This window comes from Kribbella sp. VKM Ac-2569, from assembly GCF_004216905.1.
Classification (GTDB): domain Bacteria; phylum Actinomycetota; class Actinomycetes; order Propionibacteriales; family Kribbellaceae; genus Kribbella.
This window is the reverse complement of the sequence record NZ_SGXJ01000002.1, coordinates 796,382-820,718: the sequence shown is the minus strand read 5'-3', so window position 1 is coordinate 820,718 and position 24,337 is coordinate 796,382. Positions and strand designations below refer to the sequence as shown.

Here is a 24,337-nt window from a genome sequence, read left to right as displayed (position 1 = left end):
TGCTCATGGATGTTCGGACTGCCAGGTAACGCTGCATAATGGCGCTCCGTGGACCCCTGTGAAGTCGTGGTTGCCGTCGACCTCGGTGGAACCCGGATGAAGTGCGGCCTGGTCGCCGCCGACGGTGCCGTGCTGCACCGTGAGACCAGGCCGACGCCCCGGGCCGACGCACGAGACGGTGGCCGTGCCGTGCTCGACGCCCTGCTGGAGACCGTCGTCGAGCTCAGCCAGAAGGCGACCGCGGAGGGTCATCGCGTGCGCGCCATCGGTGTCGTCGTCCCCGGTGTCATCGACGCCGAACACGGCACGGTCGGCGCCGAGAACCTCGAATGGGTCGGTACGCCGGTCCTCGCCGAGCTGAAGGCCGCGGCGGGCGACGGGGAGCCGATCGTGCTCGCGCACGACGTCCGCGCCGGTGGGTACGCCGAACTGCGGCACGGCGCGCTGGCCGGCACCACGAACTCGATGTTCCTCCCGCTCGGCACCGGGATCGCGGCCGCGATGATCGTCGACGGCTCCCTGGTCAGCGGCGACGGGTACGCCGGTGAGCTCGGCCACTCCAAGTTCATCCACGGCGACGCCGCCGAACTCTGCGCTTGCGGTCAGTGGGGCTGCCTCGAGACGGTCGCGTCCGCGGCCGCGCTCGCGAGGCGGTACGCCGCCCGCACCGGACGGACCGTCGACGGCGCCCGCGAGGTGATGGAACTGCTCGCGGCCGGGGACCCGGACGCTGAGCACGTCTGGCACGACGCTCTGGCCGCCCTGGTCGACGCGCTGGTGCTCTACACGACCCTGGTCGCCCCGACCCGGATCGCGATCGGCGGCGGTCTGGTGGGCGCCGGCGAGACACTGCTGCAGCCGCTGCGCGAAGGTGTACATGCGCGACTGACGTTCCAGCGCGAACCGGAGATCGTGGCTGCCGTCCTGGGCGAGGAAGCCGGCATGCTCGGCGCCGCCCAGATGGCCTGGGACCGCGCAGGCGCCGACGAGGAGGAGACGGTATGACGACGTACCGCGTGGGTCGCGTGGTGACGCCGGACGACGTGCTGGAGAACGCCTGGATCCAGGTGGAGGGCGAGGACATCCGCGCGTTCGGGCGGCGCTCCGAGGGGATGCCGGCGGACGGCAAGCGGCCCGAGGACCTCGGCGACGTGACCGTCGTCCCGGGGTTCGTCGACATCCACACGCACGGCGGCGGCGGGTCGACGTACTCGACCACCGATCCGGAGGAGGCGCGGAAGGTCGCGGCCTTCCATGCCAAGCACGGTACGACGACCACACTGGCCAGCCTGGTGACGGCGCCGCTCGACGACCTCGTCGAGCAGACGGCGTGCCTGGCGGAGCTGATCGCTGACGGTGTTGTCGCGGGCGTGCACCTCGAAGGACCGTTCCTGTCCGAGGCGCGGTGCGGCGCGCACGAGCCGTCGCTGCTGCGGCCGCCGCTCAAGGACGATGTCGCGAAGGTGCTGAGCGACGCGGTCAAGATGGTCACGATCGCGCCGGAGCTGGAGAACGGGCTGGATGCGATTCGCCAGGTCGTCGACGCGGGCGCGATCGCGGCGCTCGGGCACACGGACGCGACGTACGAGCAGATGGTCGCGGGAGCCGACGCCGGCGCGACCGTGGCGACGCACCTGTTCAACGGGATGCGGCCGTTCCACCACCGCGACCCGGGCCCGGTCGGCGCTGCGCTGAACGACGAGCGGCTGCTGCTCGAGGTGATCAACGACGGCATGCACCTGGACCCGCAGGTGGTCCGGGTCGCGCTCGCGGCGGCCGGGGTGAACCGGATCGCGCTGATCACCGACGCGATGGAGGCCACCGGGATGCCGGAAGGCCGGTACAAGATCGGCGGCCTCGAGGTCGACGTCAAGGACGGCCTGGTGACGCTCGCCCACGGCACTCATTCGATCGCCGGCAGCACGCTCACCATGGACGTCGCGTTCCGGAACGCGGTACAGGCCGGGACCTCGCTGGTGGACGCGTCCCGGATGGCGTCGACGACGCCGGCGCAGGCGTTCGGCTGGTACGACGTGGGCTCGATCGAGACCGGGAAGCGGGCGGACCTGGTGCTGCTCGACGACGAGTACGCCGTCCAGAAGGTCATGCGGGCGGGTTCGTGGCTGGACTGATCGGCACCGTCACGCTCAACCTGGCACTGGACGTCACGTACGAGGTCGACGAACTGCGGGTCGGCGGGAGCCATCGCGTCGACCGGATCCGGCGGCGCGCGGGCGGCAAGGGCGTGAACGTCGCGCGGGTGGCGGCGACGCTCGGGCATCAGGTGCTGGTGCTCGGATTCGTCGGTGGGGTCACCGGTGAGCTGGTCGCCGAGGAGCTGTTCGACGCCGGGCTGACCGCGTTGCTCACCCCGATCGTCGGCGAGACCCGCCGTACCGTTGCCATCGTCAACGATGTGGACGGGGACGCCACGATCTTCAACGAGGCCGGCCCGACGGTGACCGCGGACGAGTGGCGCGCGTTCGGCGACCGGATGCCGTGGGGACGGCTCGGAGTGCTCGCCTGCTCGGGCAGCCTGCCGCCGGGATTGCCGGCCGACGCGTACGCCGAGATCGCGGTCCGCGCCCGGCACCACGACGTACTGACGGTGATCGATGCGGGTGGCGATGCTCTGAACGCTGCTGCGCGGGCTGGCGCGGTGGTGCGCGCCAACGCTGCCGAACTGCGTGCTGCTGTTGGCGATGTGGAGGTCGAGGAGGGCGCGTCGGAGCTGGTCGCGCTCGGTGCGACCGCGGCCGTGATCACCGACGGGCCCCGCGGAATGGTTGCTGCTAGCAAGAAGGGCGTCTGGCGGGCGTTGCCGGTCGAGACGGTACGCGGCAATCCGACCGGTGCGGGCGACGCGTGTACGGCGGTCGTTGCCGCGGCGATCGCGGAGTCGCCGGAGCCGGACTGGTCCGTCGTACTCAAGTCCGCTGTCGCGGCTTCTGCTGCCGCTGTGCTGACACCTGTTGCTGGAGACATCGATCTCGCCGCGTATCGGCGCTGGCAGCCTCAAGTCACCGTTAATTAGAAGGAGTTCCCATGCCGTTGGTATCCGGTGCCGAGGTTGTGTTGGCTGCGGCCAAGGCCGGTCGTGGGGTCGGCGCGTTCAACGTGATCCAGTTGGAGCACGCGGTCGCGCTGATCGCGGGTGCCGAGCAGGTCGGTGCGCCGGTGATCCTCCAGATCAGCGAGAACGCGGTGAAGTACCACGGCGCGCTCAAGCCGATCGGCGTCGCGACACTGGCCGCGGCGGCCGCCGCCACGGTGCCGGTCGTCGTACACCTGGACCACGCGATGGACCGGGACCTGGTCACCGAGGCCGTCACCCTTGGGTTCACGTCGGTGATGTACGACGCGTCCAAGCTCGAGTACGCCGACAACGTCGCGGCGACCACCGAGGTGACGGCCTTCTGCCACGATCACGGTGTCTTCGTCGAGGCGGAGATCGGCGAGGTCGGCGGGAAGGACGGGGTCCACGCGCCCGGCGCCCGCACCCGTCCGGACGAGGCCGTCGCGTTCGCCGAAGCGACCGGTGTGGACGCACTCGCCGTCGCGGTTGGTTCCTCGCATGCGATGACTGAGCGTACGGCGACGCTCGACTTCGACCTCATCACCCGCCTGCACGAGGCCGTCGCCGTACCGCTGGTCCTGCATGGCTCGTCCGGCGTCGCGGACCCCGACCTCACCCGTGCGGTCGAGGCCGGCATGACCAAGGTCAACATCGCGACCCACCTCAACAACGTCTTCACCGACAAGGTCCGCCAGGTCCTCGCCGACAACCCGAAACTGGTCGACACCCGCAAGTACCTCGGCCCGGCCCGGGATGCAGTCGCCGCCGAGGTCGCCCGCCTGCTCGCCGTCCTGAACGCGGTCTAGAGGGTCGCGCTGCCGCGGATCCAGTTGGCTCGGAGGTTGTCGCGGGCGCGTTGGACCTGTTCGCGGGCGGCCGGGTCGGGGACCTCGAAGTCGTCGATGAGACGGGTGAGGGCGAGCTCCAGCGCCGCGACCAGCGCGTCCTCCTCGGTGAGGTCGGACTCGGCCACTCCCCGCAGACCGGCCGCGAGCGCGGTCAGTCCGTCCCGCTCCTGGTCGGTGAACCGCACCTGGATCTCGGTCCTGGTCTCCACGCCGTCCTCCCTCGGTGGTTGATACAGTCATGGTGCAGTGCAACAACCTCGTTGCACAAGAGTGAGGGGCCCGCGGATGACGGTGGCGGTGGACGAGACGCTCCGGACGGCGACCATCGCCGTACTGGGCGAGCACGGCTGGTCCGGCGTGACCCTGGAGCGGGTCGCGGAGAAGGTCGGGCGGTCGCGGGTCACGCTCTGGCGGCAGGGATTCACCGTCGAGATGCTGCTGGATTCGCTCCTCGACGCGCTGGCCGAGGACTACCGGGACACGCTGTGGCCGGTGCTCGCGGGCACGGGCTCCGGTCGTGAGGGCCTCATCCGGACGCTGGAGGCGCTTTTCGACGTGATCGACCGGCATCTGCCGCTGATGCTGTCGTCCGATCTGGTCTTCCATCAGGAGCAGGCGCGCAACGGGCCGGTCTCGTTCCTGGACCCGTTCGAGCGGTTCCTCCGCGAGGGTGAGACGGACGGGACGCTGCATCCGCACGGCCGGGTCAGCGACGTCGCCGAGGTGCTGATGGTCTCGGCCGCCTTCACCTACGTGCACATGCGCGGCCGGCACCACTGGTCGCGGTCCCGGGCCCGGCGGCTGACCCTCGACCTGGTCCTCCGCGGCGTCATCGAAGCATGAAACATGGCTGTTGCATTTCCTGCAACGAGCATGTTTCACTAGGTGTCATCATCACCTCCTGAGCACTGGAGACCGCCATGACACTTCCGTACGCCGAACCGCTGGTCCGCCTCGAGCCGCAGCCCCGGGTGATCCCCGAACCGCCCCGCGTCGGCGAGCCCGGCGGCCCGCACTGCGGCCTGTGCGACTGGCTCGCCGACTTCCAGAACTCGGAGCACGAACCGCCGCTCTGGTACGACGACGACTGGGCGCTGTGCCGCGCCACCGGCGTCACCATCCCGGGCGTGGTGTGGCTGGCCAGCCGCGGTCACCACGACTCGTTCTCCGACCTGCCGGACAAGGTCGCGCAGAGCTACGGCCCGGTCGTCGCGCGCATCGAGCGGGCGATCCTCGCGCTCGGCGACATCGCGCGGGTGCACGTCTATCGTTGGGGCGACGGTTCGGCCCACTTCCACGTCTGGTTCTTCCCGCGTCCGCTCGGCATGCTCGAGGCGCGCCGGGAGATGCTGCCGCTGTGGGCGGACCTGCTGCCCGAAGCCCCCAAGGAGGACGTTGCCGATGCCGAAGCCAAGATCGCGGCGGCGATGGCGGCGGACCACTGAGATGACGGCACCGCAGGCCGGGCCGGGGCTGGCGCGGCGCCTGGGGGTCGGCGACGCGGTGGTGATCGGGCTCGGGTCGATGGTCGGGGCCGGGGTCTTCGCGGTCTGGGCGCCGGCTGCGCAGGCCGCCGGATCCGGTCTGCTGCTCGGCCTCGTCCTCGCCGCGATCGTTGCCTACTGCAACGCGGTGTCGTCGGCCCAACTGGCGGCCATCTACCCGGTGTCGGGTGGCACATACGTCTACGGGCGTGAGCGGCTGGGGGAGTGGTGGGGGTTCGCCGCGGGCTGGTGCTTCGTGATCGGCAAGACCGCATCGTGTGCCGCGATGGCGCTCACCTTCGGAACCTACGTCACCGACATCGGGTGGTTGCGACGCTTGATCGCCCTCGCCGCGGTCCTCGCGCTGGCGGCCGTCAACTACCGGGGCGTGACGAGGACGGCACGGCTCACCAGGATCCTCGTGACCTGCACCCTCGTCGTACTGGCCCTCGTGCTCGTCGTCCTGTTCACGGGTACTCCGCAGCATCACGAGACGACCAGCACCTCGGCGTACGGCGTTCTGCAGTCGGCGGGCCTGTTGTTCTTCGCGTTCGCCGGCTACGCGCGGATCGCCACCATGGGGGAGGAGGTTCGGGAGCCGGCGAAGACCATTCCGCGAGCGATCCTCGTCGCGCTGGTCATTGCCATCGGCATCTACCTCGCCGTCGCACTGGCACTGCTGCGGACCGGCGACCCCGCGTCGACCACGGCGCCCCTCGCGGCCGCGGTCGACGGGGTCGGTGCGGTCTGGGCGGTCCCGGTCGTCCGGATCGGTGCCGCACTCGCCAGCCTCGGCGCCCTGCTCGCCCTGATCGCCGGCATCGGCCGCACCACGCTCGCCATGGCCCGCAATCGCGACCTGCCCACCTGGCTGGCCGCCGTACATCCCCGCTACCAGGTCCCGCACCACGCCGAGCTCGCGCTCGCCGCGGTGGTCGGGATCCTGGTGCTCACCACCGATCTGCGCGGCGTGATCGGCTTCTCGTCCTTCGGAGTCCTGCTGTACTACGCGATCGCGAACGCGTCCGCCTTCACCCAGCCGGCCGATCAGCGTCGCTGGCCGCGCGCCGTCAACGTGATCGGCCTGACCGGGTGCGTCGTCCTCGCGGTCACCCTCCCGTGGACGTCGGCGGTCGTCGCCGCGGCCGTCCTGGCCGCAGCCCTGCTGGTACGGCGCTTTACGACAGGTCGCGCCGGATCCGCCAGAAGCTGAACCCGCTCAGCAGCAACGCCAAGGCCAGGAAGAACCCGAACTCGCGCCACTGCAACGCCCAGAACTTGTCGGCCGCGAAGTACTTGATGTGCTGCCGGTAGCCTTCGTCGGCCAGCCGCTGGAAGCACGCGGTGACCTTCGCCGGCACCTCGCGCAGGGTTGAGTTCGGAGGTCCGGGCTCGCAGTCGATCATCCAGCTCGGCAGCGTGCTCACCTTGTTGCCGTTCTCGTCCACGGTCTGGTCGGACAGCTTCCACGCCGCGACGGAACCGCTGGCGACCTCGATCGCCTTCACCTGTGGAGGTTTGGTGTCTCCGCTCAGCATGAAGCCACGGAGGTTGTCCAGGCTCACGGTGAGGTAGGACTCCGTCGGTGCCATCAGATTCGGCCGGATCAACGTCGGCGTGAGGACCTGGATCAGGATGACTGCGGCGAGCGTGACCGCGAGTGCGACCAGGGTGCGACGGATGACGAGTCCGACCGCGACACCGAGCGCGAACGCGAACGCGGCGTACCCGATCGGGACCAGACCGCGGGCGCTGAAGACGGCCGGGAACATCCGGGGCAGGTAGGTGTTCGACTCCTGCCCGGCATTCACGGCGTCGTCGATCGGGTCGGACCACCAGGTCACCGCGAGGCTCAGTACGCCGGTGATCGCGATGGCTGCCAGCCCGGTGAGGCCGAGCTTGGTGGCGAGCCAGCGCTGGCGGGAGACGCTTTGGCTCCACACCAGTCGGTGGGTCCCGGTCTCGAGTTCGCGAGAGATCAGGGGTGCGCCCCAGAACGCCCCGATCACCGGCGGAACGGCGTACAGCAGGACCTGGCCGACGATGTACAGCAACGGGTTGAGTCGCTCGTAGCCGAGGCTCTGCAGGAAACTGTCGGTCAGCCGGTGGTAGCTGTCGAGCAGGCCCGGGCCGGTCACCACCAGGATGATCGCGGCCGCCAGGATCACCGACGCGACCACCAGGAACTGGACGCGGAACTGTCGCCAGGTCAGCCAGATCATCGCTGCACCTCCAGGACCGGTCGCTCGGGCTGGACGTCGCGGCCCATGTAGGCCAGCACCAGGTCCTCGAGCGTGAGTTGGGAGACCGTCCAGGCCGGATCCAGGATCGGCTTGTCGGTCCGGATCAGGTACGTCGACTGCCGGTCGGTATGGCTCGCCGTGACGACATGCTGATCGCCCGGAAGGTCCTTCTGGTCCCGACGCGGACCGGTCAGCCGGAAGTGCGTCGCCAGCAACGTGTCGATCTCGCCGCTGACCTGCACCCGTGACTCGACCAGCACGATCAGGAAGTCGCAGGCCCGCTCCACGTCGGAGACGAGGTGCGAGGACAGTACGACGCTCAGCTCCTGCTCGGCGACCGCCTCCATCAGGTCCTGGAGGAACTCGCGCCGGGCGAGCGGATCGAGCGCCGCCACCGGCTCGTCGAGGATCAGCAGGTCGGGGCGCTTGGCCAGCCCGAGCGTGAGCGCGAGCTGCGCGCGCTGACCACCGGACAGCCTGCCCGCTCGTTGCTTCGGATCAAACCTCAACCGCTGAATCCGTTGTTGTGCAAGGGAATCGTCCCAAGCCGGGTTGAGCCGCGCCCCGAGCCGCAGATGGTCCGCAACGCTCAACCGTGCGTACGTCGGCGTGTCCTGTGCGACGTACCCGACCTTGGCCTGCTGTGCCCCCGGCGGCCCTCCGAGCACCTCGACGGATCCCGCGGACGGCGTAATCATCCCGACCGCCAGATTCAGCAACGTGCTTTTACCGGCCCCGTTGGGCCCCACGAGCCCAACCACGTGCCCAGCCGGAACTTCCAATTCACAATCGGTCAGCGCCCAGCGCCGCCCATACTTCTTCCCCAGCCCATGGGCTTCCAGAACGCTCGTCATGCTATGTGCTCCTCCTGAGAGGCGGACCGAAAGGTGGTGAGGAACAACGCCTCGATGCTCTCGTCGTCGAGCCCTGCTTTGCGGGCCTTGGCCAGCCAGCGGCGGAGGTCCTGGCGGAGCGGGCCGTGGGCGGCGAGCGTGTTGTCGGTGAGGGTGCGGGTGACGAACGTGCCGCGCCCGGGCCGGGCCTGGACCAGGCCTTCGTGCTCGAGTTCGCGGTACGCCTTGAGCACGGTGTTCGGGTTGATCGCCAGCGCCGACACCACGTCCTTCACGGTCGGCAGCTGGTCCCCCTCCCGCAGCAGTCCGAGACGCAACGCGTTCCGGACCTGCTGAACGATCTGCTGGTACGGCGAGACCCCCGACCGGCCGTCCAGATGGAACTCGATCATCGATAACCCCATTCATCTATGTAACTAGCACTATAGGTGTATGGGACAAGCGGGCGTCAAGAGCGGATGGCGTCGTACCTCCGGAACGCCTCGCTCCACGGCTCGTGAGCGGTCCGGCCGTCGAGGTCGCGGAGCGAGCGCATGAACCAGCGCGCGCCGAACCTCCAGTGCACATGAAGATCCTTGACCAGGAACGAGGCGACGACCATCCGGACGCGGTTGTGCATGAACCCGGTCGCGGCCAGCTGCCGCATCCCCGCGCCGACGAACCCGGTCCGCACCAACGGACACTTCAATGAGGCTTCAACCTCTTCATCCCGTTGCTGTCCGTACGGCGCGTAGTCCGCGCTCACGTGCACGCTCACCGCACCGACCTCGTCCGCGATCGCCGGGTTGTCGCTCAACCGAGGGTCCCGCCGGAACCACATCACTGCCGTCACCGTGCTCATCGTGCTCCGGTACCCAGCCGAATTGGGTAAGGCTTGCCTCAATAGGTGAGAATGGTTGTCGTGAGCGAGCTGATCGATACCACCGAGATGTACCTGCGGACCGTCTACGAACTGGAAGAAGAGGGCATCCTGCCGCTGCGCGCGCGGATCGCCGAGCGGCTGCACCAGTCCGGTCCGACGGTCAGCCAGACGGTCGCACGGATGGAACGCGACGGGTTGATCAAGGTGGAGGGCGACCGCCACCTGGAGCTCACCGACGTCGGCCGCAAGCAGGCGGTCCGGGTGATGCGCAAGCACCGCCTGGCCGAGCGGCTGCTGGTCGACGTGATCGGGCTCGAGTGGGAGGACGTGCACGCCGAGGCCTGCCGTTGGGAGCACGTGATGAGCGACGCGGTCGAACTGCGGCTGCTCCAGCTCCTCGGCAACCCGACCGAATCGCCGTACGGCAACCCGATCCCGGGCCTGGAGGAGCTGCAGAAGGACCACCAGGTGAGCGACATCGGGGACTTCCGGGTCGGTGTCGAGCCGCTGGACCAGGTCCTCGACGCAGCCACCGGGGAGAGCGTGCGGGTGCTGGTACGGCGGATCGCCGAGCCGGTGCAGACCGACGACTTCGCGATGGCGGTCCTGCGCCGGGCCGGGGCACTGCCCGGCCGTGAGGTCGACTCCACCCTCGACGCCGAGGGCGTCCTGGTCGGGAGCCGCGAGGCCGGCGGCGTGATCACCGACGAAACCGCCGGTCACATCTTCGTCAGCCGAGTCTGAACTCGGTCAACTCTGCGTTAACGCTGAGCACCCGGCGAGGCACGCCGGGTCGCCAGCCGGTAGGTTCGGGCCGCCATGTCTGAGAATGCGATCAACTGGCCGGAGTACCTGCGGGAGTTCCACACCGCGGCTCCGGGCAGTACCGAAGCCCTGTTGTCCCGCGCGGTGGCCGGCGATCACACGCCGTACCGCTGGCTTGTCCGTGCTGTCTCGGGTGAGGCGCGCAGGGTGCTCGACCTGGCCTGCGGCAACGGGCCGGTGGCGCGGGAGCTCTACGGGCGGTGGGTCGTCGGGGTCGACAACAACGAGGCCCAGCTCACCGGTGCGCCCGGCCCGAAGGTGCGGGCGGACGCGCTGCAGCTGCCATTCGCCAACGAGGTCTTCGACGTCGTCACGTGCTCGATGGGCCTGATGGTCCTCCAGCCGCTGGCAGACGTGCTCGCCGAGGCGGCACGGGTACTGCGGCGGGGCGGCGTACTGGCCGCGATCGTGCCCGCCGTACGGCCGCTGCGGCGCGGCGACATCCGCACGCTGAGCGGTCTGACCACGCGGCTGCGGTCGACTCCGCAGTTCCCGGCCGGTGGTGAGATCACCGAGCTGAAGGATCAGCTGAAGCACGCCGGGTTCGACGTGATGGAGAGCCAGCGCGAGCGGTACGTGTACATGATCCACAGCCGCGACGACGCGATGCGGCTGGTGAACGCGCTCTACCTCCCGGGTACGCCGGACGTCCGCCGGGACACCGCGGCGGCCTGGCTCGCGGATCGCGCCGAGTCCAAGGACGGGCTCGAGGTCGCGATCCCGATCCGCCGGATCACCGCGATGCGGACCAAGGTGGCGCTGACCACGTCCTGATCCGCGCCCACGAATCGGCACGGGCTCGGTACCGTGTGCCTGTGAGTGCGCTGCGTTGGTCTATCCGGACGCTCGACCGGGCGCTCGACGGTGAGACTCTCTACCGCGAGCTGCTGGCCGCCGAGCCGGTCGCCTACTGGCTCGACGGCAGCCTGACGGACCGCGCACCGCATCGTGTCTCAATCCTCGGTACGACGACAGACGACGTCATCACCCGGGACGTAACTGACGGCGACATCTTCACCGAACTGAACGAGCTGCTGGCAGCACGAGCCGCGGAGCCGCCACCCGAGCTGGACGGCCTGTTCTGCGGTGGGTACGTCGGGTACTTCGGCTACGAGCTCAAGGCGCTGACAGGGGGAGTGGCTGCGCACGAGGCCCACACGCCGGACGCGCTGTGGATCTGGGCGAACCGGTTCGTCGTCATCGACCACGACCGTGACGTCACTTATCTGGTGGCGCTCGACGGCGAGGAGTGGTTGGACAAGGCCGAGGAGGCCGCGTCGAACTGGTGGATGGGCAGCGTCGACGTACCCGCGATCGCCCGGCTGGATCTCGAGGCGCACCTGGAGCAGGACCGCGCGACGTACCTGGCCGGAATCGCACGGGTCCTGGCTGAGCTCGAGGCGGGCCAGACGTACGAGGTCAATCTGACGAACCGGGTCCGGCTGCCCGCGGTCCAGGATCCGTTCGAGTTCTTCCGCTGGCAGCGGTCCGCGAACCCCGCGCCGTACGCCGCCTTTCTCCGGTACGGCGATCTCGCGGTGGCGAGCTCGTCGCCGGAGCGGTTCCTGACCGTGGACGCGGACGGCTGGGCCGAGTGCCGGCCGATCAAGGGGACTGCGCCGCGGGACCTCGACCCGGCGCAGGACCAGCTCGCCGCGAAGGCGCTGGCGGAGGACGACAAGACCCGCGCCGAGAACCTGATGATCGTCGACCTGATCCGCAACGACCTCGGCCGGGTCAGCGTGCCGGGGACCGTGAATGTGCCGCAGCTGATGCAGGTCGAGAGCTACCGCACCGTGCACCAACTGGTGACGACCGTCCGCGGCCGGCTGCGCGACGGCGTGACCGCGGTGGACGCCGTCCGCGCGTGCTTCCCGCCGGGGTCGATGACGGGCGCGCCGAAGATCCGCACGATGGAGATCATCGACTCGTTGGAGTGGAGTGCGCGGGGGGTGTACTCCGGTGCGCTCGGCTACCTGACCGTGGACGGGCGGGCGGACCTGAGTGTGGTGATCCGGACGGCGGTGCTGACCGCGGACGAGACCGTGATCGGCGCCGGAGGTGCGATCGTGCTTGACTCCGACCCGGTCGCGGAGTACGACGAAATGGTGCTGAAGGCAACGGCTGCCGTCGGCGGACAAGGTGGGGGAGAATGACAGAACTGTTGGTGGCGGATTCGTTTCTGGTTGCCAATGGCAAAGTCCGGGGACTGGAACTGCACCGGGACCGGTTCGTCCGGTCGTGCGCCGCGGCCGGGGTCGCCGCGGAGCGGTTCTGGGACGAGCAGATCGGGCGGTTGCCCGGGTTCGGGCGGTGGTTCCCGCGGTTCGAGCTGAAGGCGCCGGGGGAGTTGGCGGTGCAGCTGCGGCCGGCGCCACCGATCGGCGGTCGGGTGCGGGTCGCCGTACACGAAGGACCGGATCCCCGGACCGCGCCGCGGGTGAAGGGGCCGGACCTGGAGCTGCTCGGCAAGCTGAAGGAGTCCGCGGCCGACCGCGCCGACGAGATCCTGCTGCTGGACACCGACGGGACGGTCCTCGAGGCGGCGTACTCGGCCGTCGCCTGGTGGGAGGACGACACCCTCTGCTTCCCGGAGCCGGACCGCCCGCTGCTCCCTTCGGTCACGGCCCAACTGCTCCGCCGGATCGCCGCCAACCAGGGCGTCGAGGTTGCCGAGCACTCGATCACCCCCGACGCCCTGCAGAACACCACCGAGGTCTGGCTCGTCAACGCCCTGCACGGCATCCGCCCCATCCACGCCTGGGGCCCTTCCGCCATCGACCCCCTCCCCAACTCCCACTCCGCCCTCTGGCAATCCCACCTCGAGTCCCTGGCCGCTCGCCTGCCATAGCGGCAAGCTCGACAGGACATCTACGTCCGCTGCCGGCCCCTCCCCGCCTAGGCCGACCGGGAATCCCGCTCGATCGCGGGACATGTCCTGTCGAGCGTGCACACCTGTGCGGGAGGCCGACCCTCCGGCGGTGCTATGGTTCGTTACTCAGGTAACGAACCGAGGAAGGGGGTGGGATGGTGTTCGACGACCGGAGTCCGATCTATCTGCAGATCGCCGAGCAGATCAAGAACGACATCGTGACCGGCGCGCTGGCCGAGGACGAGCAGGTGATGTCGACCAACCAGTACGCCGCCTTCTACCGGATCAACCCGGCCACCGCGGCCAAGGGGTTCGCCCAGCTGGTCGACGACGGCGTGCTCTACAAGAAGCGCGGGATCGGCATGTTCGTGGCGCCGAACGCCCGCGACCTGCTCCGCACCGGCCGCCGCGACTCGTTCTTCGCCGACGTCGTCGACCCGATGATCCGCGAGGCCAAAGCGATCGGCATCCCCCTCAAAGACATCCTCCAGCACATCCGCAGCTACGGAGAAGCCTGATGACCGCCGCCCTGACTGTCAGGACCGAGGATGTCTCGGTTCGATTCGCCGGTGTGCCCGCGCTGGACCGGCTCGATCTGCGTCTTGCGCCGGGGAAGATCCACGGGCTGCTCGGCCGGAACGGGTCCGGCAAGAGCACGCTCGCCGCGACGCTGGCCGGTTTCCGGCGGCCCGACGAGGGGCGGGTGCTGATCGAGGGCGGCGACCTCGGCGCGGCGCAGGAGCCGTACGAGAACGCGGTCGTGACGAGCCGGGTGTGCCTGATCCGCGAGTCCGGTGACCGTCCGGAAGCCGTACCCGTCAAGCACGCGGTCGGCCTCGCGGCGGCGCTGCGCCCGTACTGGGATGCCGACCTCGCCGGCGAGCTCCTGGACCGCTTCGAGGTCCCGCTGAACAAGAAGATCCAGAAGCTCTCCCGCGGTAAGAAGTCCGCGCTCGGTGTCGTCCTCGGCCTCGCCAGTCGCGCCCCGCTGACGATCTTCGACGAGAGCTACCTGGGCATGGACGTCCCGTCCCGGAATCTCTTCTACGACATGCTGCTCGCCGACTACGCCGAGGTGCCGCGCACGATCGTGCTCTCCACCCACCTGGTCAGCGAGGTGAGCGCGATGCTCGAGGAGGTCGTGATCCTCGACCAGGGCCGCCTCGTCACCCAGTCGCCGGTGGACGCGCTCCGCGGGCGCGGCGCCTCGATCGTCGGTCCGGCCGCGGCCGTCGACGAGTTCACCGCCGGCTTCACCGTGCTCGCGGAGGAGCGGCTCGGCGGCACCAAGTCGACCACGGTCCTCGGCGACCTTGACCCGGCGCTGCTCGCACAGGCGACCGCCGCCGGCCTGGAGATCGGCCAGGTCGGCCTGCAGGATCTCTTCGTCCACCTCACGGGGGTCAAGTCATGAGTACGGCGGTCCAGACCAGGGCGGGGTTGCCGCGTAGCGTCACCGACTGGCATCGGCTCAAGCACGTGCTGCGGGCGCTGGCGGTCGGTCTGCGGCCGATGCTGCTCGGCTACTGGGCGGTGATGGTCGTCGCGTTGTTCGTCATCGGGGTCATCTTCCAGATTCTGTCCAGCGGCGTGACCAGCAGCGCGTGGGACTACGGAACCCAGTCGCCGAAGTACTTCTCGATGGCGGTCGGCATCACCGTCACCCCGGCGTACTTCGCCTTGCTGATCTCTCAGGGCATCACCCGCCGGATGTTTTCAGTTGCCGCAGGCATCTATCTCACCGGTGCCGCGGCGGCCACCGCGCTGCTGTGGGTGCTGGTCTACCAGGTGGAACACGTTCTGTACGCGTCGCAGGGCTGGACCGACAAACTGACCAACCCGCACCTGTTCACGAGTACGTCGCAGGTCGGCCTGGTGTTCGCCGAGTTCTTCCTGATGATCGTCGCCCACGAGGTGACGGGCTGGCTGCTCGGCATCACGTTCGTCCGGTTCGGATTCTGGCGCGGCATCCTGCTGCTGCCGCTCGCTCTCGTGCCCGCGGCCTCGGCCGAGTTCCTGCTCGTCGCCCAGTGGCTCGCGGACGTGCTGAACAACATCGGGTACGACCGTCCACCACTCGCCGTCGCCGTACCGTCCGTTCTCGTGGTCAGCGTGCTCGGCGTGTACGGCGGGTACCGGCTCCTGCACCCGATGGCAGTCAAACCGCCCAAGGGCTGAGGGGGTTATGCACAGGGGGTGTGTATAACCCGGACGGTTTCTGTGGATGGTTGCGGTCTCACTGTGGACGACCGAAACTGTTGCCTGGAAAGGGTTGTGCCGGGCCTGCCGACAGCGGTAGAAAGGTCGACACGCTGCTTCGATCGGAGCGGCGGGTCGAACGGAAACCGAGGGCCCTCGCGGTGGGGATCCCCACCGAGGTAGACCGGTGACGGGGTCTGCCGGCCTCCACGGACCCGTATCGGGAAGCTGGAGACGTCACCTTCCTTCAGCTGTGCGGGCCCCTCCGACTCATACTCGGAGGGGCCCGCCTTCTTGTCTTCTCCAAGACTCCGCAGTACCGGATACCGGGCATGACAAAGCCGGCCGGCGCGCAGAACGGTTGCGCACCGGCCGGGGGTTTCGTCAGCTCACTTCAGAGTGATCGTCAGTGCCGTGTGCGCACCGCGCGCCAGCACCTGAACCTCCGTCCCGCGGCTGGTCGTGACGAGCTTGTACTGCGCTGCGTGACCGTCGACCGTCACGCTCTGCACCTGCGCGCCGGTCGGCAGTACGGCGCCGACCGTGAGCGCCGCGTCGACGTCTTTTGCGGTCACGTCGGTCGACAACGCCTTACCTGTAAGGCGTGCCGACACATCGAGCGCCCCGCGACCGACCCGGATGTTGCTACCGGCCACCTTCTGCTGGCCTTCCGGGAGTTGCGGTACGACGGCGATCCGCCCGTGTCCCAGATCGGGATCGACGCCGAGCTGCTGGTGGACCACCGGCCAGAGGATGCCGTACGCGCCCCAGGCCTGCAGCGTCATCGAGCGGTCGTAGAACGGCCGGCCGATGTTCGCCGGCGAGTCCGGCGACGGAGCGATCTCCGGCATCGCGCCGGGCGTCTCCCAGACCGACGGATCGAGCTGGATCCGGGCGTTGCCGGTGGTGTACCGCTGCTGCTGCTTCGTGCCCAGACGGCCGAAGTTGCCCTCCGCAACGGCCATGATCGATGTGTTCAGACCGAACATGGTGCGCTCGCTCTGGACCTGGGAAACGATCGGGTCACACGAGTCACCGCGGTTTCCGCCCTCGGCGGACGTCGGGCCGCTGCCGGTGTGGAAGAGACCGAATTCCCCTGTGTAGCAAGGCGTTTCGCGCTGGTCGAGCGCGGTCTTCGCGTTCTCGGTCGATGCCAGCGGCGACGTCTGGCCCGGACGAGTCAGTACCGCTTCCATCGGCGTGACACCGATCCAGTGCCGATGGAAGATCGGGGTGTTGTCGTTCGCCGGGTTGGTCGGGTCGTCGACCGAGTCGGCGTACCCTTTCGCCGCCGGCACCCACCATTGCGCCTCGAACTTGGACTCGAGGTCGTTGGCGCGGCCGGTCGCCCACTGCTGCACCGTCGTGTCGTGCTTGGACGCGGCGAGATCGGCCAGGTCCCGCAGACCGCGGGCGAGGTACACGGTGCTGTCGAGCTTCTCGACGCCCATGCCCGCGCGTTCGACGTTAGCCAGGCCCTCGGGCCAGCCGTCGCTGTCCTTGTCGAGGGTCTTGTAGATGTACTGCAGGTTCCGCACGCTGAAGTCGTACATCTCGTCGCGGAACTTGTTGTCACCGGTCCAGCGCCACAGCAGTGCGACCGTACTCGGGAACTTCACTGTCTCGTCGGTGTTACCCGCGCTCTGGTTCGAGCCGAAGTACACGTCGCCGGTCGGCGTCACCTCGTGCGCGACCTTGCCGCTGCGGTTGTTCAGAAGGTCGCTGACATCACGGAGCGCCCGCAGGTGCTCCTTCACGGTGTCGAACTGACCTGCGGCGACAGCGGCGAACGCGGTGTACTCACCATCGGTCGCGAACAGCCACGGATAGTCCGGGAAGCCGGCGCCGAACCAGCGGGCGGTCGGCACTGTCCCGACCGGTGCCGGGTAGTCCTTGCCTTCGTTCACGTCCCGGATCTGCAGGTTGCGCGCCTCCTGGACCGAGTCCGCGAGGTTCTGCTTGCTCCACTCGACGCTCTGCTGCAGGAGACGGTCACCAGGAAGGTCCACTGCGGACTGCGCGTCGATCTGCTGCCGCGCGGAGGTCTTTGCCCGCAGCAACTTGTCCGGGTCGCTCAGGGCCTTGCCGTACTCACGTTCCGCGGCCGGGCTGCCCTGATCCGATCCGGCCACAGCGAACCAGATCGTCTTCTGCTGACCCGCCGCCAGCGGTACGTCGTACGTGAGCCGGCCGCCGGTGCCCTTCCCGACGAGCGAGTCGTCACATCGCGCAGGCGTCGTACCGTCGGCCGGACACGTCACCGCCGGGCTCTGCGGTCCGCGGTGGTCTACGCCGAGCTGGTGGCTCGTCGGACGCAGGGACGATCCGACGAACGCGGCGTAGTCGTGCGCGGTCGCGTTCGGGTACGACGGGGTGCCCTGCTCGCGGAAGCGGAGCGCGCCGTTGCTGAAGTCGCCGGTGTCGGGCAGGTTCGCGTCCGCGGCGCTCGGTTTGGTCCAGCCCCACGGGTACGGCTGCAGCAGCTCGGAGTGCGCGTCGACGTCGAGCTTGACCGTCTTCGCCGTACTCGAGCTGAGCGTGAGTCCGACGAGCGTCGCGCGGATGCCGTCGGGGACGAAGTCGGTACGGCGTACGTTCACGGCACCGGAGTAGTCGATCCGGCTGTAGCCGTGGCCGCTGGTGTACTTCGCGGCGGGCACCTGCTTGCCGAGCCAGTTCCCGTCGAGCCCGAACCAGATGCCGTCGAGAAGCTTGATCGGCTGCGACCAGAAGCCGCCCATCTCACCGCGGATGTGCCACCCGGCGGCGGGGTAGAGACCGGACTCGTCGCCCATCGCGTAGGCGCGGTCGCCGACGACGAGCGAACGGCGGTCGGTCAGGCGGCTGGTCTCGGAGAGCTCGGACGGTGCCGTCGCTTGGGTTGCAGTGCTGCCGGAAGGGCCGGCGGTGGCCGACGCGTTGCCGGCCAGCACGACGGCTGTGGCAAGCAGGGCGACACCGGTCACCTTGCGCACCGGTTTCCGGCGAGGTCGGGTTCGGTTGGTCGGATAGGGAGTCATGGCGGTTCCTCCTTCTCGCGGCGCCCGGGGAGAAGCGCCGAAAATCAGCCAGGGGCCGAGCTGCCCCTGATCACCAGTTCTGGCCGCAGCAAGCGTTCGACCGGGCTCCCGTTGCTCGAGCCGGTCAGGATCGTGATCAGCTCTTCGGCGATCTGGTCCATCGGTTGCCGGAGGCTGGTCAGGCCGGGGGAGACGACCTCGGCGAGCGGCGAGTCGTCGAAGCCGGTGACACCGACGTCGTGGCCGGGGGTGAGGCCGCGGCGGGTGAGCTCGCGGAGCGCGCCGAGCGCGAGAATGTCGCTCAGGGCAACGATCCCGTCGACGGTACGGCCGCTGTCGAGCAGCCGCGCGGTGGCGCGGGCGCCCTCCTCGATGCTGTCCTCGCGGCACCGGACGGTCAGCCCGGAGGTCGGCAGACCGAGGTCCTTGCAGGCGTCGCGCCAGCCGCCGACCCGGTCCTCACCAAGCCCGGACGACTTCGGCCAGCCCAGGAAGGCGATCCGGCGACGGCCGCTCTCGTACAGGTGCCGGACCGCCATCGCGGAGCCGGCGGCGCCGTCGACGTCCACCCACGGACCGGGCTGCGTGGTTTCCTTCCACACCCGGCCGAAGCTGACGAACGGGATGTCCTGTTCCTTCAGCCAGCCGTGCCGCGGGTCGTGCGTCTCGGTCTGCGACAGGACGAACCCGTCGACCATCCGGCGCGCGTGCAGGTCGTCGTACGTCGGCATACCGTCGACGCCGCCCGGTGCGGTGAAGAGCAGGATGTGCCGGCCGGTGCGTTCCGCGGCGGCGCAGAGGGCGTGCAGGAACTGGTCCATCACCAGGTGCGTCTGGTTCGGCCAGCTCGGGACGCAGTACCCGATCAGCTCGACCGCGCTGGTGCGGAGACTGCGGGCGTTACGATTGGGCCGGTAGTTGAGCAGTTCGATCGAGCGGTTGACCCGTTCGAGCGTGTCCGCGCGCAGGCGGTGCGGGGCGTTCAACGCGTTCGACACCGTCTGCACCGAGACCTCGGCGTGGGCGGCGACCTGCTTCAAAGTAGCCACAGCGACCTCCCACGGACGTTTTGAACGTTAAAAACAATCCGCAGTCTCTCCCGGAGCCGTCGCGCTGTCAACGGTTCAGAGTGTCGGCGGTCCCTGACGAACGATGGCCTCCGTGTCGGCGACGGACAGCGGCGGGATCCATCGTCCCCACCACGTCGCGCCGGCTTCCGCGAACGCGGCCGGGTCCCCGCCGCTCACCTTCACGTCGAGATCCCGGCCGCTCTCAGCTCGTAGCGCGCGGACGTCGTCCGGAGTGATTTGCTGGGGTGCGTCGGTGCTGCCTTTGTACGCGCAGGAGCCGTCCCAGCGGAGGATCCGCCGCCGTACGGCGGGCACGAGATAGTTGCCTCCTACCCAGATCGGGATCCTCGGCTCCTGCACCGGCCGCGCCGTCAGTTGCGCGTCGTTCAGCGTGTAGTGCTTCCCGCTGAAGCTCACCGGTTGACCGGTCCACAACTGGTCGATGACCGTGAGTCCTTCGTCGAGCATCTCCGCGAGCACCCGCGGACTGTTGCTCTCCATGAATGGATCACCCGGGTCCCCGATGCCGACGCCGAGGATCATCCGCCCGCCGGACAGATGATCCAACGCCACCGCCTCCGCCGCCACCTTCCACGGCCGCCGCCGAGGCAACGGCGTGACAGTAGTCCCGATCCGAATCCGCTCGGTGGCCATCGCCATCGCCGCCAAGCAAACCCACGGATCGTATGTCGGCTCGGACGCGTCCCCCTGGTAGACCAGATAGTCCTCCAGAAACAACCCGTCCCACCCCGCCCCCTCCACAACCTCCGCGAGCTCCGCCAGCCCGCGCGGATCTCGCCCCACCCCCACCGCCCCAACCGTCACCGAAAACTTCACCCACCCGACGCTAACCCCACCCACCGACAACCGTCCGCGCCGCCCGCGCCGCCGAGGGGAGAACCCCTCCTGTTGGGGGTTCTCCACTCCTATACGAGCAGAGAACCCATAACGCGGAGGGATATCCCATTGTGTTGGCCTGGGTCAGGCGGTGTGGCCGCCGTCGATGGTTAGGGCGGTGCCGGTGATGTAGGTGGCGTTGGGGCCGGCCAGGTAGGTGATGGCGGCTGCTACCTCGGTGGCGGCGCCGAAGCGGGGGAGGGCGAGGTTGGTCAGTTGGGCGGCGGCGAAGGGGCCGTCGGCCGGGTTCATGTCGGTGTCGATCGGACCGGGGTGGACGACGTTGGACGTGATGCCGCGCGGTCCGAGTTCGCGGGCGAGGCTCTTGCTCAGGCCGGTCATCGCGGACTTGCTCATCGCGTACAGCGTCATCCCCGGCCCGGGGACCCGCCCCGTCACGCAGCTGCCGAGGTGGATCATCCGGCCGCCGTCGGACAGCTGCGGTACGGCGGCCTGCGCAGCGGCGTACGCACCACGGACGTTGACCGCGAGCACCCGATCGACGTCCTCCAACGAGAGGTCGGTGATCGGGGCGATCGCGCCGACGCCGGCGTTGTTGACCAGGATGTCCAACCCACCAAGGGATTCCGCGGCCCGCCGTACGCCGTCACCGACCGCCACCGCATCACCCGAGTCGACCGCATAGGCGAACCCGCGCCGCCCGAGTGCCTCGATCTCCTTCACCACCGAAGCCGCGGCGTCCGCCGACGAGTTGTAGGTGATCGCGACGTCCGCGCCACGCTCCGCCAGCGCGACGGCGGTCGCCGCGCCGATCCCGCGGCTGCCGCCGGTGACCAGTGCCTTCTTGCCAAGTAGTTCGTTCATGCCTTCAAGTTCAGCGGCGCGACGACGGCGAAGCTGGCGAGAATCGGCCACCGGATCCTCGCGTCGCAAAACCGCGACCGCCGTACCTCCATGTCGCAAAACCGCTAGGAACTGTCGGTGGCGGCAGGGATGCTGGAGGGCGTGTACGAGTGTAGGGAGCGATGCATCCGGGCGGTGCAGTCCAAGGACGCGCGGTTCGACGGGTGGTTCTTCACGGCGGTGCTGACCACCAAGATCTACTGCCGGCCGAGTTGCCCGGTGGTGCCGCCGAAGGTCGAGAACATGCGGTTCTACCCGAGCGCCGCGGCCGCCCAGCAGGCCGGGTTCCGCGCCTGCAAGCGGTGCCGTCCCGACGCGAGCCCGGGCTCACCCGAGTGGAACGACCGCGCCGACCTGGTCGCCCGGGCGATGCGCCTGATCGCGGACGGCGTCGTCGACCGCGACGGCGTACCAGGTCTGGCCGGTCAGCTCGGGTACAGCGTTCGCCAGGTGCAACGCCAGCTCCAGGCCGAGCTCGGCGCCGGCCCGCTCGCGCTCGCCCGGGCGCAACGTGCACAGACCGCGCGGCTGCTGATCGAGACGAGTGAGCTGCAGATGGCGGACGTCGCGTTCGCCGCCGGCTTCTCCAGCGTGCGGACCTTCAACGAAACCGTGCAGGAGGTCTTCGCGCTCGCGCCGACGGAGCTGCGCCGCAGAGCCCGCCGGGGTACGACGTCCACCGCGCCCGGCACGATCTCGCTCCGGCTCCCGTTCCGCGCACCGTTGACGCCAGATAACCTGTTCGGTCACCTGATCGCGACCGGCGTACCGGGGGTCGAGGAGTGGCGCGACGGTCACTACCGCCGCACGCTGCGGCTCCCGCACGGCCACGGTGTCGTCGCCCTGCGGCCGATGCCTGACCACATCGCCTGCCAGCTGTCGCTCACCGACCAGCGCGATCTCGCGATCGCGATCAGCCGTTGCCGCCGGATGCTCGACCTCGACGCGGACCCGGTCGCGGTCGACGACCTGCTCGGCACCGATCCGGTGCTCGCTCCGCTGATCGTGAAGGCGCCCGGCCGCCGGGTGCCGCACACGGTCGACGGCGAGGAGTTCGCCGTACGCGCGGTGCTCGGCCAGCAGGTGTCGACGGCGGCGGCACGGACGCACGCGCACCGCCTGGTCCTGCAGCACGGCGAGCCGATCGAGGACGCGGCCGGCGGGCTCACGCATCTGTTCCCGACGATGCAGGCGCTCGCGGAGCTCGACCCGGAATCGCTGGCGTTCCCGAAGTCCCGCCGTACGACGCTCACCACGCTGATCGCGACGCTCGCGCGCGGTGAGATCGACCTGGGCGCCGGCGCCGACTGGGATCGCGCGCGGGAGCAACTGGCCGCGTTGCCCGGGATCGGGCCGTGGACGGTGGAGTCGATCGCGATGCGCGCGCTCGGTGACCCGGATGCCTTCGTGGCCAGCGATCTGGGCATCCGGTACGCCGCGCGTGACCTAGGCTTGTCCGAGGCCCCCAAACTCCTGACCGACCACGCCCGCGCGTGGCGGCCTTGGCGTGCGTACGCCGTGCAGTACCTGTGGGCCACCGGCGACCATGCGATCAACAAGATCCCCACGGAGTGACGAATGACCGAACTCACCACCGACCGGCTGCTGCTGCGCAATTGGCGCGACTCCGACCGGGAGCCGTTCGCCGCGCTGAACGCGGATCCGGCCGTGATGGAGCACTTCCCGGCCCCGCAGACACGTGAGCAGAGCGACGCGCTGATCGACCGGAGCATTCCGATGATCGACGAGCGCGGCTGGGGGCTGTGGGCGGTGGAGGTGCGGGACACCGGTGAGTTCATCGGGTTCACCGGGCTGTCGGTGCCGAGCTTCGAGGCGCCCTTTATCTCAGTCGACAGCAGCATGCCGACCGTGGAGATCGGCTGGCGGCTCGCGAAACGTGCTTGGGGCAACGGCTACGCGACCGAGGCGGCGCGGGCGGCGCTCGTTCACGGGTTCGGGCCGGGCGGGCTGGACGAGATCGTGTCGTTCACCGCGACCCCGAACCTGCCGTCGCAGCGCGTCATGCAGCGGATCGGCATGGTGCACGACGAGCCCGGCGACTTCGACCATCCGCGCCTTGCGGACGGCCACCGGCTGCAGCGGCACGTGCTCTACCGGATCGATCGCGCGCAGTGGGAGTCCACCCGGTGACGTACGCCGTCGTCGACAGCCCGCTGGGTCCGCTCACGCTGGTGGGCACCGATGCGGGCGAGTTGACCGGTCTGTACATGGACCGGCAGCGCTACCGCCCGGAGCAGGCGGGCTTCGGTGATTGCGACGACACGGCCTTCCGCGCGGTGGCCGAGCAGTTGGACGAGTACTTCCACCACGGCCGCACGACCTTCGACGTACCGCTGCACCTCGTCGGTACGCCGTTCCAGCGTGATGTCTGGGTCGCCCTCCAGGACATCCCGTACGGCACGACCACGACGTACGGCGGTCTCGCAGAAACGCTCGGCCTCAAGCCGGGATCCGCTCGGGCGGTCGGTCTGGCGAACGGGAAGAACCCGGTCAGCATCATCGTCCCGTGCCACCGGCTGGTCGGCTCGACCGGCAACCTGACCGGGTACGGCGGCGGTATCGAACGCAAGCAGGCGCTGCTCGATCACGAACGCGGAGAAAAACTGCTCACTGGATGAGCACTTATCCGGCGCATGCTGGTCTCATGAACGACAACGAGGCCCTGAAGTGTGCGGATGTCGACGAGTGGCGCGACTGGCTGACCGCCAACGGCCGGAGTGAGCGGTCCGTCTGGCTCGTCGTGCATCGCGAGACATCCGGCCTGAATCTCGCGGCCGCGGTCGAGCACGCGCTGTGCTTCGGGTGGATCGACAGTAAGACGGTCCGGCGCGACGAGCGGACGACGTACCAGTGCTTCACGCCGCGGAACCCGCGGAGCACCTGGAGCAAGGTGAACCGTGAGCGGGTCGAGCGACTGACCGCAGCGGGGTTGATGATGCCGGCGGGCGAGGAACTCGTGGCGCACGCCCGGACCTCCGGGACGTGGGATCTGCTCGCCGATGCGCAGAACCTGATCGTCCCGCCCGACCTGCGGGACGCGCTGGCAGCCGACCCGCGGGCGGACGAGAACTTCCGGGCCTTCCCGCCGTCGGCCCGCCGGACGATCCTCGAATGGATCACCCTCGCCAAGCGCGCGGAGACGCGCGAGCGCCGGATCGCCGAGACCGTCGAAAAGGCCGCCACCGGCAGCCGGGTGCGGTGA

At 69.3% G+C, this 24,337-nt stretch carries 27 protein-coding genes; 18 read left to right on the top strand and 9 right to left on the bottom strand.

Annotation, left to right across the window (positions count from 1 at the left end; all coding sequences use genetic code 11):
- Positions 1-48 precede the first annotated feature (48 nt).
- Genes EV649_RS17055 through EV649_RS17040 form a run of 4 tightly spaced genes read left to right on the top strand, consistent with a single transcriptional unit; the run spans position 49 to position 3,882 of the window.
- On the top strand, positions 49-1,005 hold the full coding sequence (locus EV649_RS17055; RefSeq protein ID WP_241998297.1) for an ROK family protein: 957 nt from the start codon (positions 49-51) through the stop codon (positions 1,003-1,005).
- Positions 1,002-2,132: an N-acetylglucosamine-6-phosphate deacetylase gene (nagA, locus tag EV649_RS17050; RefSeq protein WP_130384417.1), complete on the top strand. Its 1,131-nt coding sequence runs from the start codon at positions 1,002-1,004 to the stop codon at positions 2,130-2,132. The genes EV649_RS17055 and nagA overlap by 4 nt, the downstream gene beginning before the upstream one ends.
- Entirely contained in the window at positions 2,120-3,034 is a 915-nt protein-coding gene (locus EV649_RS17045) for a hexose kinase (protein ID WP_198682537.1), read from the top strand. The genes nagA and EV649_RS17045 overlap by 13 nt, the downstream gene beginning before the upstream one ends.
- Positions 3,035-3,045: 11 nt before the next feature.
- Positions 3,046-3,882, top strand: coding sequence for a class II fructose-bisphosphate aldolase (locus EV649_RS17040; protein WP_130384416.1), 837 nt, complete (start codon positions 3,046-3,048; stop codon positions 3,880-3,882).
- On the opposite strand, the gene EV649_RS17035 is transcribed toward EV649_RS17040, so the two are convergent.
- Positions 3,879-4,133, bottom strand: coding sequence for a hypothetical protein (locus EV649_RS17035; protein WP_130384415.1), 255 nt, complete (start codon positions 4,131-4,133; stop codon positions 3,879-3,881). The genes EV649_RS17040 and EV649_RS17035 overlap by 4 nt on opposite strands.
- Positions 4,134-4,209: 76 nt before the next feature.
- Here EV649_RS17035 and EV649_RS17030 point away from each other — a divergent pair, with 76 nt between their 5' ends.
- From EV649_RS17030 to EV649_RS17020, 3 genes are all read left to right on the top strand, one after another.
- Positions 4,210-4,767, top strand: a complete 558-nt coding sequence (locus EV649_RS17030; protein WP_130384414.1) for a hypothetical protein — start codon at positions 4,210-4,212, stop codon at positions 4,765-4,767.
- Between the two features lie 77 nt (positions 4,768-4,844).
- Positions 4,845-5,369: a hypothetical protein gene (locus EV649_RS17025; RefSeq protein ID WP_130384413.1), complete on the top strand. Its 525-nt coding sequence runs from the start codon at positions 4,845-4,847 to the stop codon at positions 5,367-5,369.
- Position 5,370: 1 nt separating this feature from the next.
- Positions 5,371-6,621: an APC family permease gene (locus EV649_RS17020; protein WP_130384412.1), complete on the top strand. Its 1,251-nt coding sequence runs from the start codon at positions 5,371-5,373 to the stop codon at positions 6,619-6,621.
- Here EV649_RS17020 and EV649_RS17015 read toward each other — a convergent pair.
- Genes EV649_RS17015 through EV649_RS42140 form a run of 4 tightly spaced genes read right to left on the bottom strand, consistent with a single transcriptional unit; the run spans position 6,587 to position 9,346 of the window.
- The gene (locus EV649_RS17015) at positions 6,587-7,630 is read right to left on the bottom strand and encodes an ABC transporter permease subunit (protein WP_130384411.1); all 1,044 of its coding nucleotides are present in this window, start codon (positions 7,628-7,630) and stop codon (positions 6,587-6,589) included. The genes EV649_RS17020 and EV649_RS17015 overlap by 35 nt on opposite strands.
- A complete protein-coding gene (locus EV649_RS17010; RefSeq protein WP_130384410.1) occupies positions 7,627-8,505 on the bottom strand; it encodes an ABC transporter ATP-binding protein in 879 nt (292 codons plus the stop codon). The genes EV649_RS17015 and EV649_RS17010 overlap by 4 nt, the downstream gene beginning before the upstream one ends.
- Entirely contained in the window at positions 8,502-8,897 is a 396-nt protein-coding gene (locus EV649_RS17005) for a GntR family transcriptional regulator (protein WP_198682536.1), read from the bottom strand. Before EV649_RS17005 ends, EV649_RS17010 begins: the two co-directional genes overlap by 4 nt.
- Positions 8,898-8,953: 56 nt before the next feature.
- Entirely contained in the window at positions 8,954-9,346 is a 393-nt protein-coding gene (locus EV649_RS42140; protein WP_241998295.1) for a deoxyribodipyrimidine photo-lyase, read from the bottom strand.
- Positions 9,347-9,406: 60 nt separating this feature from the next.
- Between EV649_RS42140 and EV649_RS16995 the strand changes: the two genes are divergently transcribed.
- The 7 genes from EV649_RS16995 (at position 9,407) to EV649_RS16965 (ending at position 15,242) form a co-directional block, all read left to right on the top strand.
- Positions 9,407-10,111, top strand: coding sequence for a metal-dependent transcriptional regulator (locus tag EV649_RS16995; protein ID WP_241998293.1), 705 nt, complete (start codon positions 9,407-9,409; stop codon positions 10,109-10,111).
- Between the two features lie 75 nt (positions 10,112-10,186).
- Positions 10,187-10,966, top strand: a complete 780-nt coding sequence (locus EV649_RS16990) for a class I SAM-dependent methyltransferase (RefSeq protein WP_130384408.1) — start codon at positions 10,187-10,189, stop codon at positions 10,964-10,966.
- 41 nt (positions 10,967-11,007) lie between these two features.
- Entirely contained in the window at positions 11,008-12,348 is a 1,341-nt protein-coding gene (gene pabB / locus EV649_RS16985; protein WP_130384407.1) for an aminodeoxychorismate synthase component I, read from the top strand.
- A complete protein-coding gene (locus EV649_RS16980; protein ID WP_130384406.1) occupies positions 12,345-13,043 on the top strand; it encodes an aminotransferase class IV in 699 nt (232 codons plus the stop codon). Before pabB ends, EV649_RS16980 begins: the two co-directional genes overlap by 4 nt.
- Positions 13,044-13,219: 176 nt before the next feature.
- The gene (locus tag EV649_RS16975; RefSeq protein ID WP_241998291.1) at positions 13,220-13,582 is read left to right on the top strand and encodes a GntR family transcriptional regulator; all 363 of its coding nucleotides are present in this window, start codon (positions 13,220-13,222) and stop codon (positions 13,580-13,582) included.
- A complete protein-coding gene (locus EV649_RS16970) occupies positions 13,582-14,478 on the top strand; it encodes an ABC transporter ATP-binding protein (protein WP_130384405.1) in 897 nt (298 codons plus the stop codon). Before EV649_RS16975 ends, EV649_RS16970 begins: the two co-directional genes overlap by 1 nt.
- The gene (locus EV649_RS16965; protein ID WP_130384404.1) at positions 14,475-15,242 is read left to right on the top strand and encodes a hypothetical protein; all 768 of its coding nucleotides are present in this window, start codon (positions 14,475-14,477) and stop codon (positions 15,240-15,242) included. Before EV649_RS16970 ends, EV649_RS16965 begins: the two co-directional genes overlap by 4 nt.
- Before the next feature lie 410 nt (positions 15,243-15,652).
- Here the strand turns inward: EV649_RS16965 and EV649_RS16960 are convergent, their stop codons facing one another.
- From EV649_RS16960 to EV649_RS16945, 4 genes are all read right to left on the bottom strand, one after another.
- Positions 15,653-18,283 (bottom strand): glycogen debranching protein, encoded by a 2,631-nt coding sequence (locus EV649_RS16960; protein ID WP_241998288.1) that lies wholly within the window; start codon positions 18,281-18,283, stop codon positions 15,653-15,655.
- A 44-nt stretch (positions 18,284-18,327) separates the two neighbouring features.
- Positions 18,328-19,332, bottom strand: a complete 1,005-nt coding sequence (locus tag EV649_RS16955; protein WP_130384403.1) for a LacI family DNA-binding transcriptional regulator — start codon at positions 19,330-19,332, stop codon at positions 18,328-18,330.
- Between the two features lie 75 nt (positions 19,333-19,407).
- The gene (locus tag EV649_RS16950) at positions 19,408-20,190 is read right to left on the bottom strand and encodes an LLM class flavin-dependent oxidoreductase (RefSeq protein ID WP_130384402.1); all 783 of its coding nucleotides are present in this window, start codon (positions 20,188-20,190) and stop codon (positions 19,408-19,410) included.
- A gap of 144 nt (positions 20,191-20,334) precedes the next feature.
- A complete protein-coding gene (locus EV649_RS16945) occupies positions 20,335-21,075 on the bottom strand; it encodes an SDR family oxidoreductase (RefSeq protein ID WP_130384401.1) in 741 nt (246 codons plus the stop codon).
- 141 nt (positions 21,076-21,216) lie between these two features.
- Here EV649_RS16945 and EV649_RS16940 point away from each other — a divergent pair, with 141 nt between their 5' ends.
- Genes EV649_RS16940 through EV649_RS16925 form a run of 4 tightly spaced genes read left to right on the top strand, consistent with a single transcriptional unit; the run spans position 21,217 to position 24,337 of the window.
- Complete coding sequence (locus tag EV649_RS16940) at positions 21,217-22,689, top strand: AlkA N-terminal domain-containing protein (protein ID WP_130384400.1); 1,473 nt, start codon at positions 21,217-21,219, stop codon at positions 22,687-22,689.
- A gap of 3 nt (positions 22,690-22,692) precedes the next feature.
- Positions 22,693-23,265, top strand: a complete 573-nt coding sequence (locus EV649_RS16935) for a GNAT family N-acetyltransferase (RefSeq protein WP_130384399.1) — start codon at positions 22,693-22,695, stop codon at positions 23,263-23,265.
- Positions 23,262-23,753, top strand: coding sequence for a methylated-DNA--[protein]-cysteine S-methyltransferase (locus tag EV649_RS16930; RefSeq protein WP_130384398.1), 492 nt, complete (start codon positions 23,262-23,264; stop codon positions 23,751-23,753). Before EV649_RS16935 ends, EV649_RS16930 begins: the two co-directional genes overlap by 4 nt.
- 26 nt (positions 23,754-23,779) lie before the next feature.
- Positions 23,780-24,337 carry a YdeI/OmpD-associated family protein gene (locus tag EV649_RS16925; RefSeq protein WP_130384397.1) on the top strand — a complete coding sequence of 186 codons (558 nt, stop codon included), beginning with the start codon at positions 23,780-23,782 and terminating at the stop codon, positions 24,335-24,337.

What these genes read in the sequence shown, in the direction of transcription:
- nagA (WP_130384417.1), top strand. Translation starts at nt 1,002, where the DNA reads ATGACGACGTACCGCGTGGGTCGCGTGGTGACGCCGGACGACGTGCTG.
- EV649_RS17040 (WP_130384416.1), top strand. Translation starts at nt 3,046, where the DNA reads ATGCCGTTGGTATCCGGTGCCGAGGTTGTGTTGGCTGCGGCCAAGGCC.
- EV649_RS17030 (WP_130384414.1), top strand. Translation starts at nt 4,210, where the DNA reads ATGACGGTGGCGGTGGACGAGACGCTCCGGACGGCGACCATCGCCGTA.
- EV649_RS17025 (WP_130384413.1), top strand. Translation starts at nt 4,845, where the DNA reads ATGACACTTCCGTACGCCGAACCGCTGGTCCGCCTCGAGCCGCAGCCC.
- EV649_RS17020 (WP_130384412.1), top strand. Translation starts at nt 5,371, where the DNA reads ATGACGGCACCGCAGGCCGGGCCGGGGCTGGCGCGGCGCCTGGGGGTC.
- EV649_RS17015 (WP_130384411.1), bottom strand. Translation starts at nt 7,630, where the DNA reads ATGATCTGGCTGACCTGGCGACAGTTCCGCGTCCAGTTCCTGGTGGTC.
- EV649_RS17010 (WP_130384410.1), bottom strand. Translation starts at nt 8,505, where the DNA reads ATGACGAGCGTTCTGGAAGCCCATGGGCTGGGGAAGAAGTATGGGCGG.
- EV649_RS17005 (WP_198682536.1), bottom strand. Translation starts at nt 8,897, where the DNA reads ATGATCGAGTTCCATCTGGACGGCCGGTCGGGGGTCTCGCCGTACCAG.
- EV649_RS42140 (WP_241998295.1), bottom strand. Translation starts at nt 9,346, where the DNA reads ATGAGCACGGTGACGGCAGTGATGTGGTTCCGGCGGGACCCTCGGTTG.
- EV649_RS16990 (WP_130384408.1), top strand. Translation starts at nt 10,187, where the DNA reads ATGTCTGAGAATGCGATCAACTGGCCGGAGTACCTGCGGGAGTTCCAC.
- EV649_RS16980 (WP_130384406.1), top strand. Translation starts at nt 12,345, where the DNA reads ATGACAGAACTGTTGGTGGCGGATTCGTTTCTGGTTGCCAATGGCAAA.
- EV649_RS16975 (WP_241998291.1), top strand. Translation starts at nt 13,220, where the DNA reads ATGGTGTTCGACGACCGGAGTCCGATCTATCTGCAGATCGCCGAGCAG.
- EV649_RS16970 (WP_130384405.1), top strand. Translation starts at nt 13,582, where the DNA reads ATGACCGCCGCCCTGACTGTCAGGACCGAGGATGTCTCGGTTCGATTC.
- EV649_RS16965 (WP_130384404.1), top strand. Translation starts at nt 14,475, where the DNA reads ATGAGTACGGCGGTCCAGACCAGGGCGGGGTTGCCGCGTAGCGTCACC.
- EV649_RS16960 (WP_241998288.1), bottom strand. Translation starts at nt 18,283, where the DNA reads ATGACTCCCTATCCGACCAACCGAACCCGACCTCGCCGGAAACCGGTG.
- EV649_RS16945 (WP_130384401.1), bottom strand. Translation starts at nt 21,075, where the DNA reads ATGAACGAACTACTTGGCAAGAAGGCACTGGTCACCGGCGGCAGCCGC.
- EV649_RS16935 (WP_130384399.1), top strand. Translation starts at nt 22,693, where the DNA reads ATGACCGAACTCACCACCGACCGGCTGCTGCTGCGCAATTGGCGCGAC.
- EV649_RS16925 (WP_130384397.1), top strand. Translation starts at nt 23,780, where the DNA reads ATGAACGACAACGAGGCCCTGAAGTGTGCGGATGTCGACGAGTGGCGC.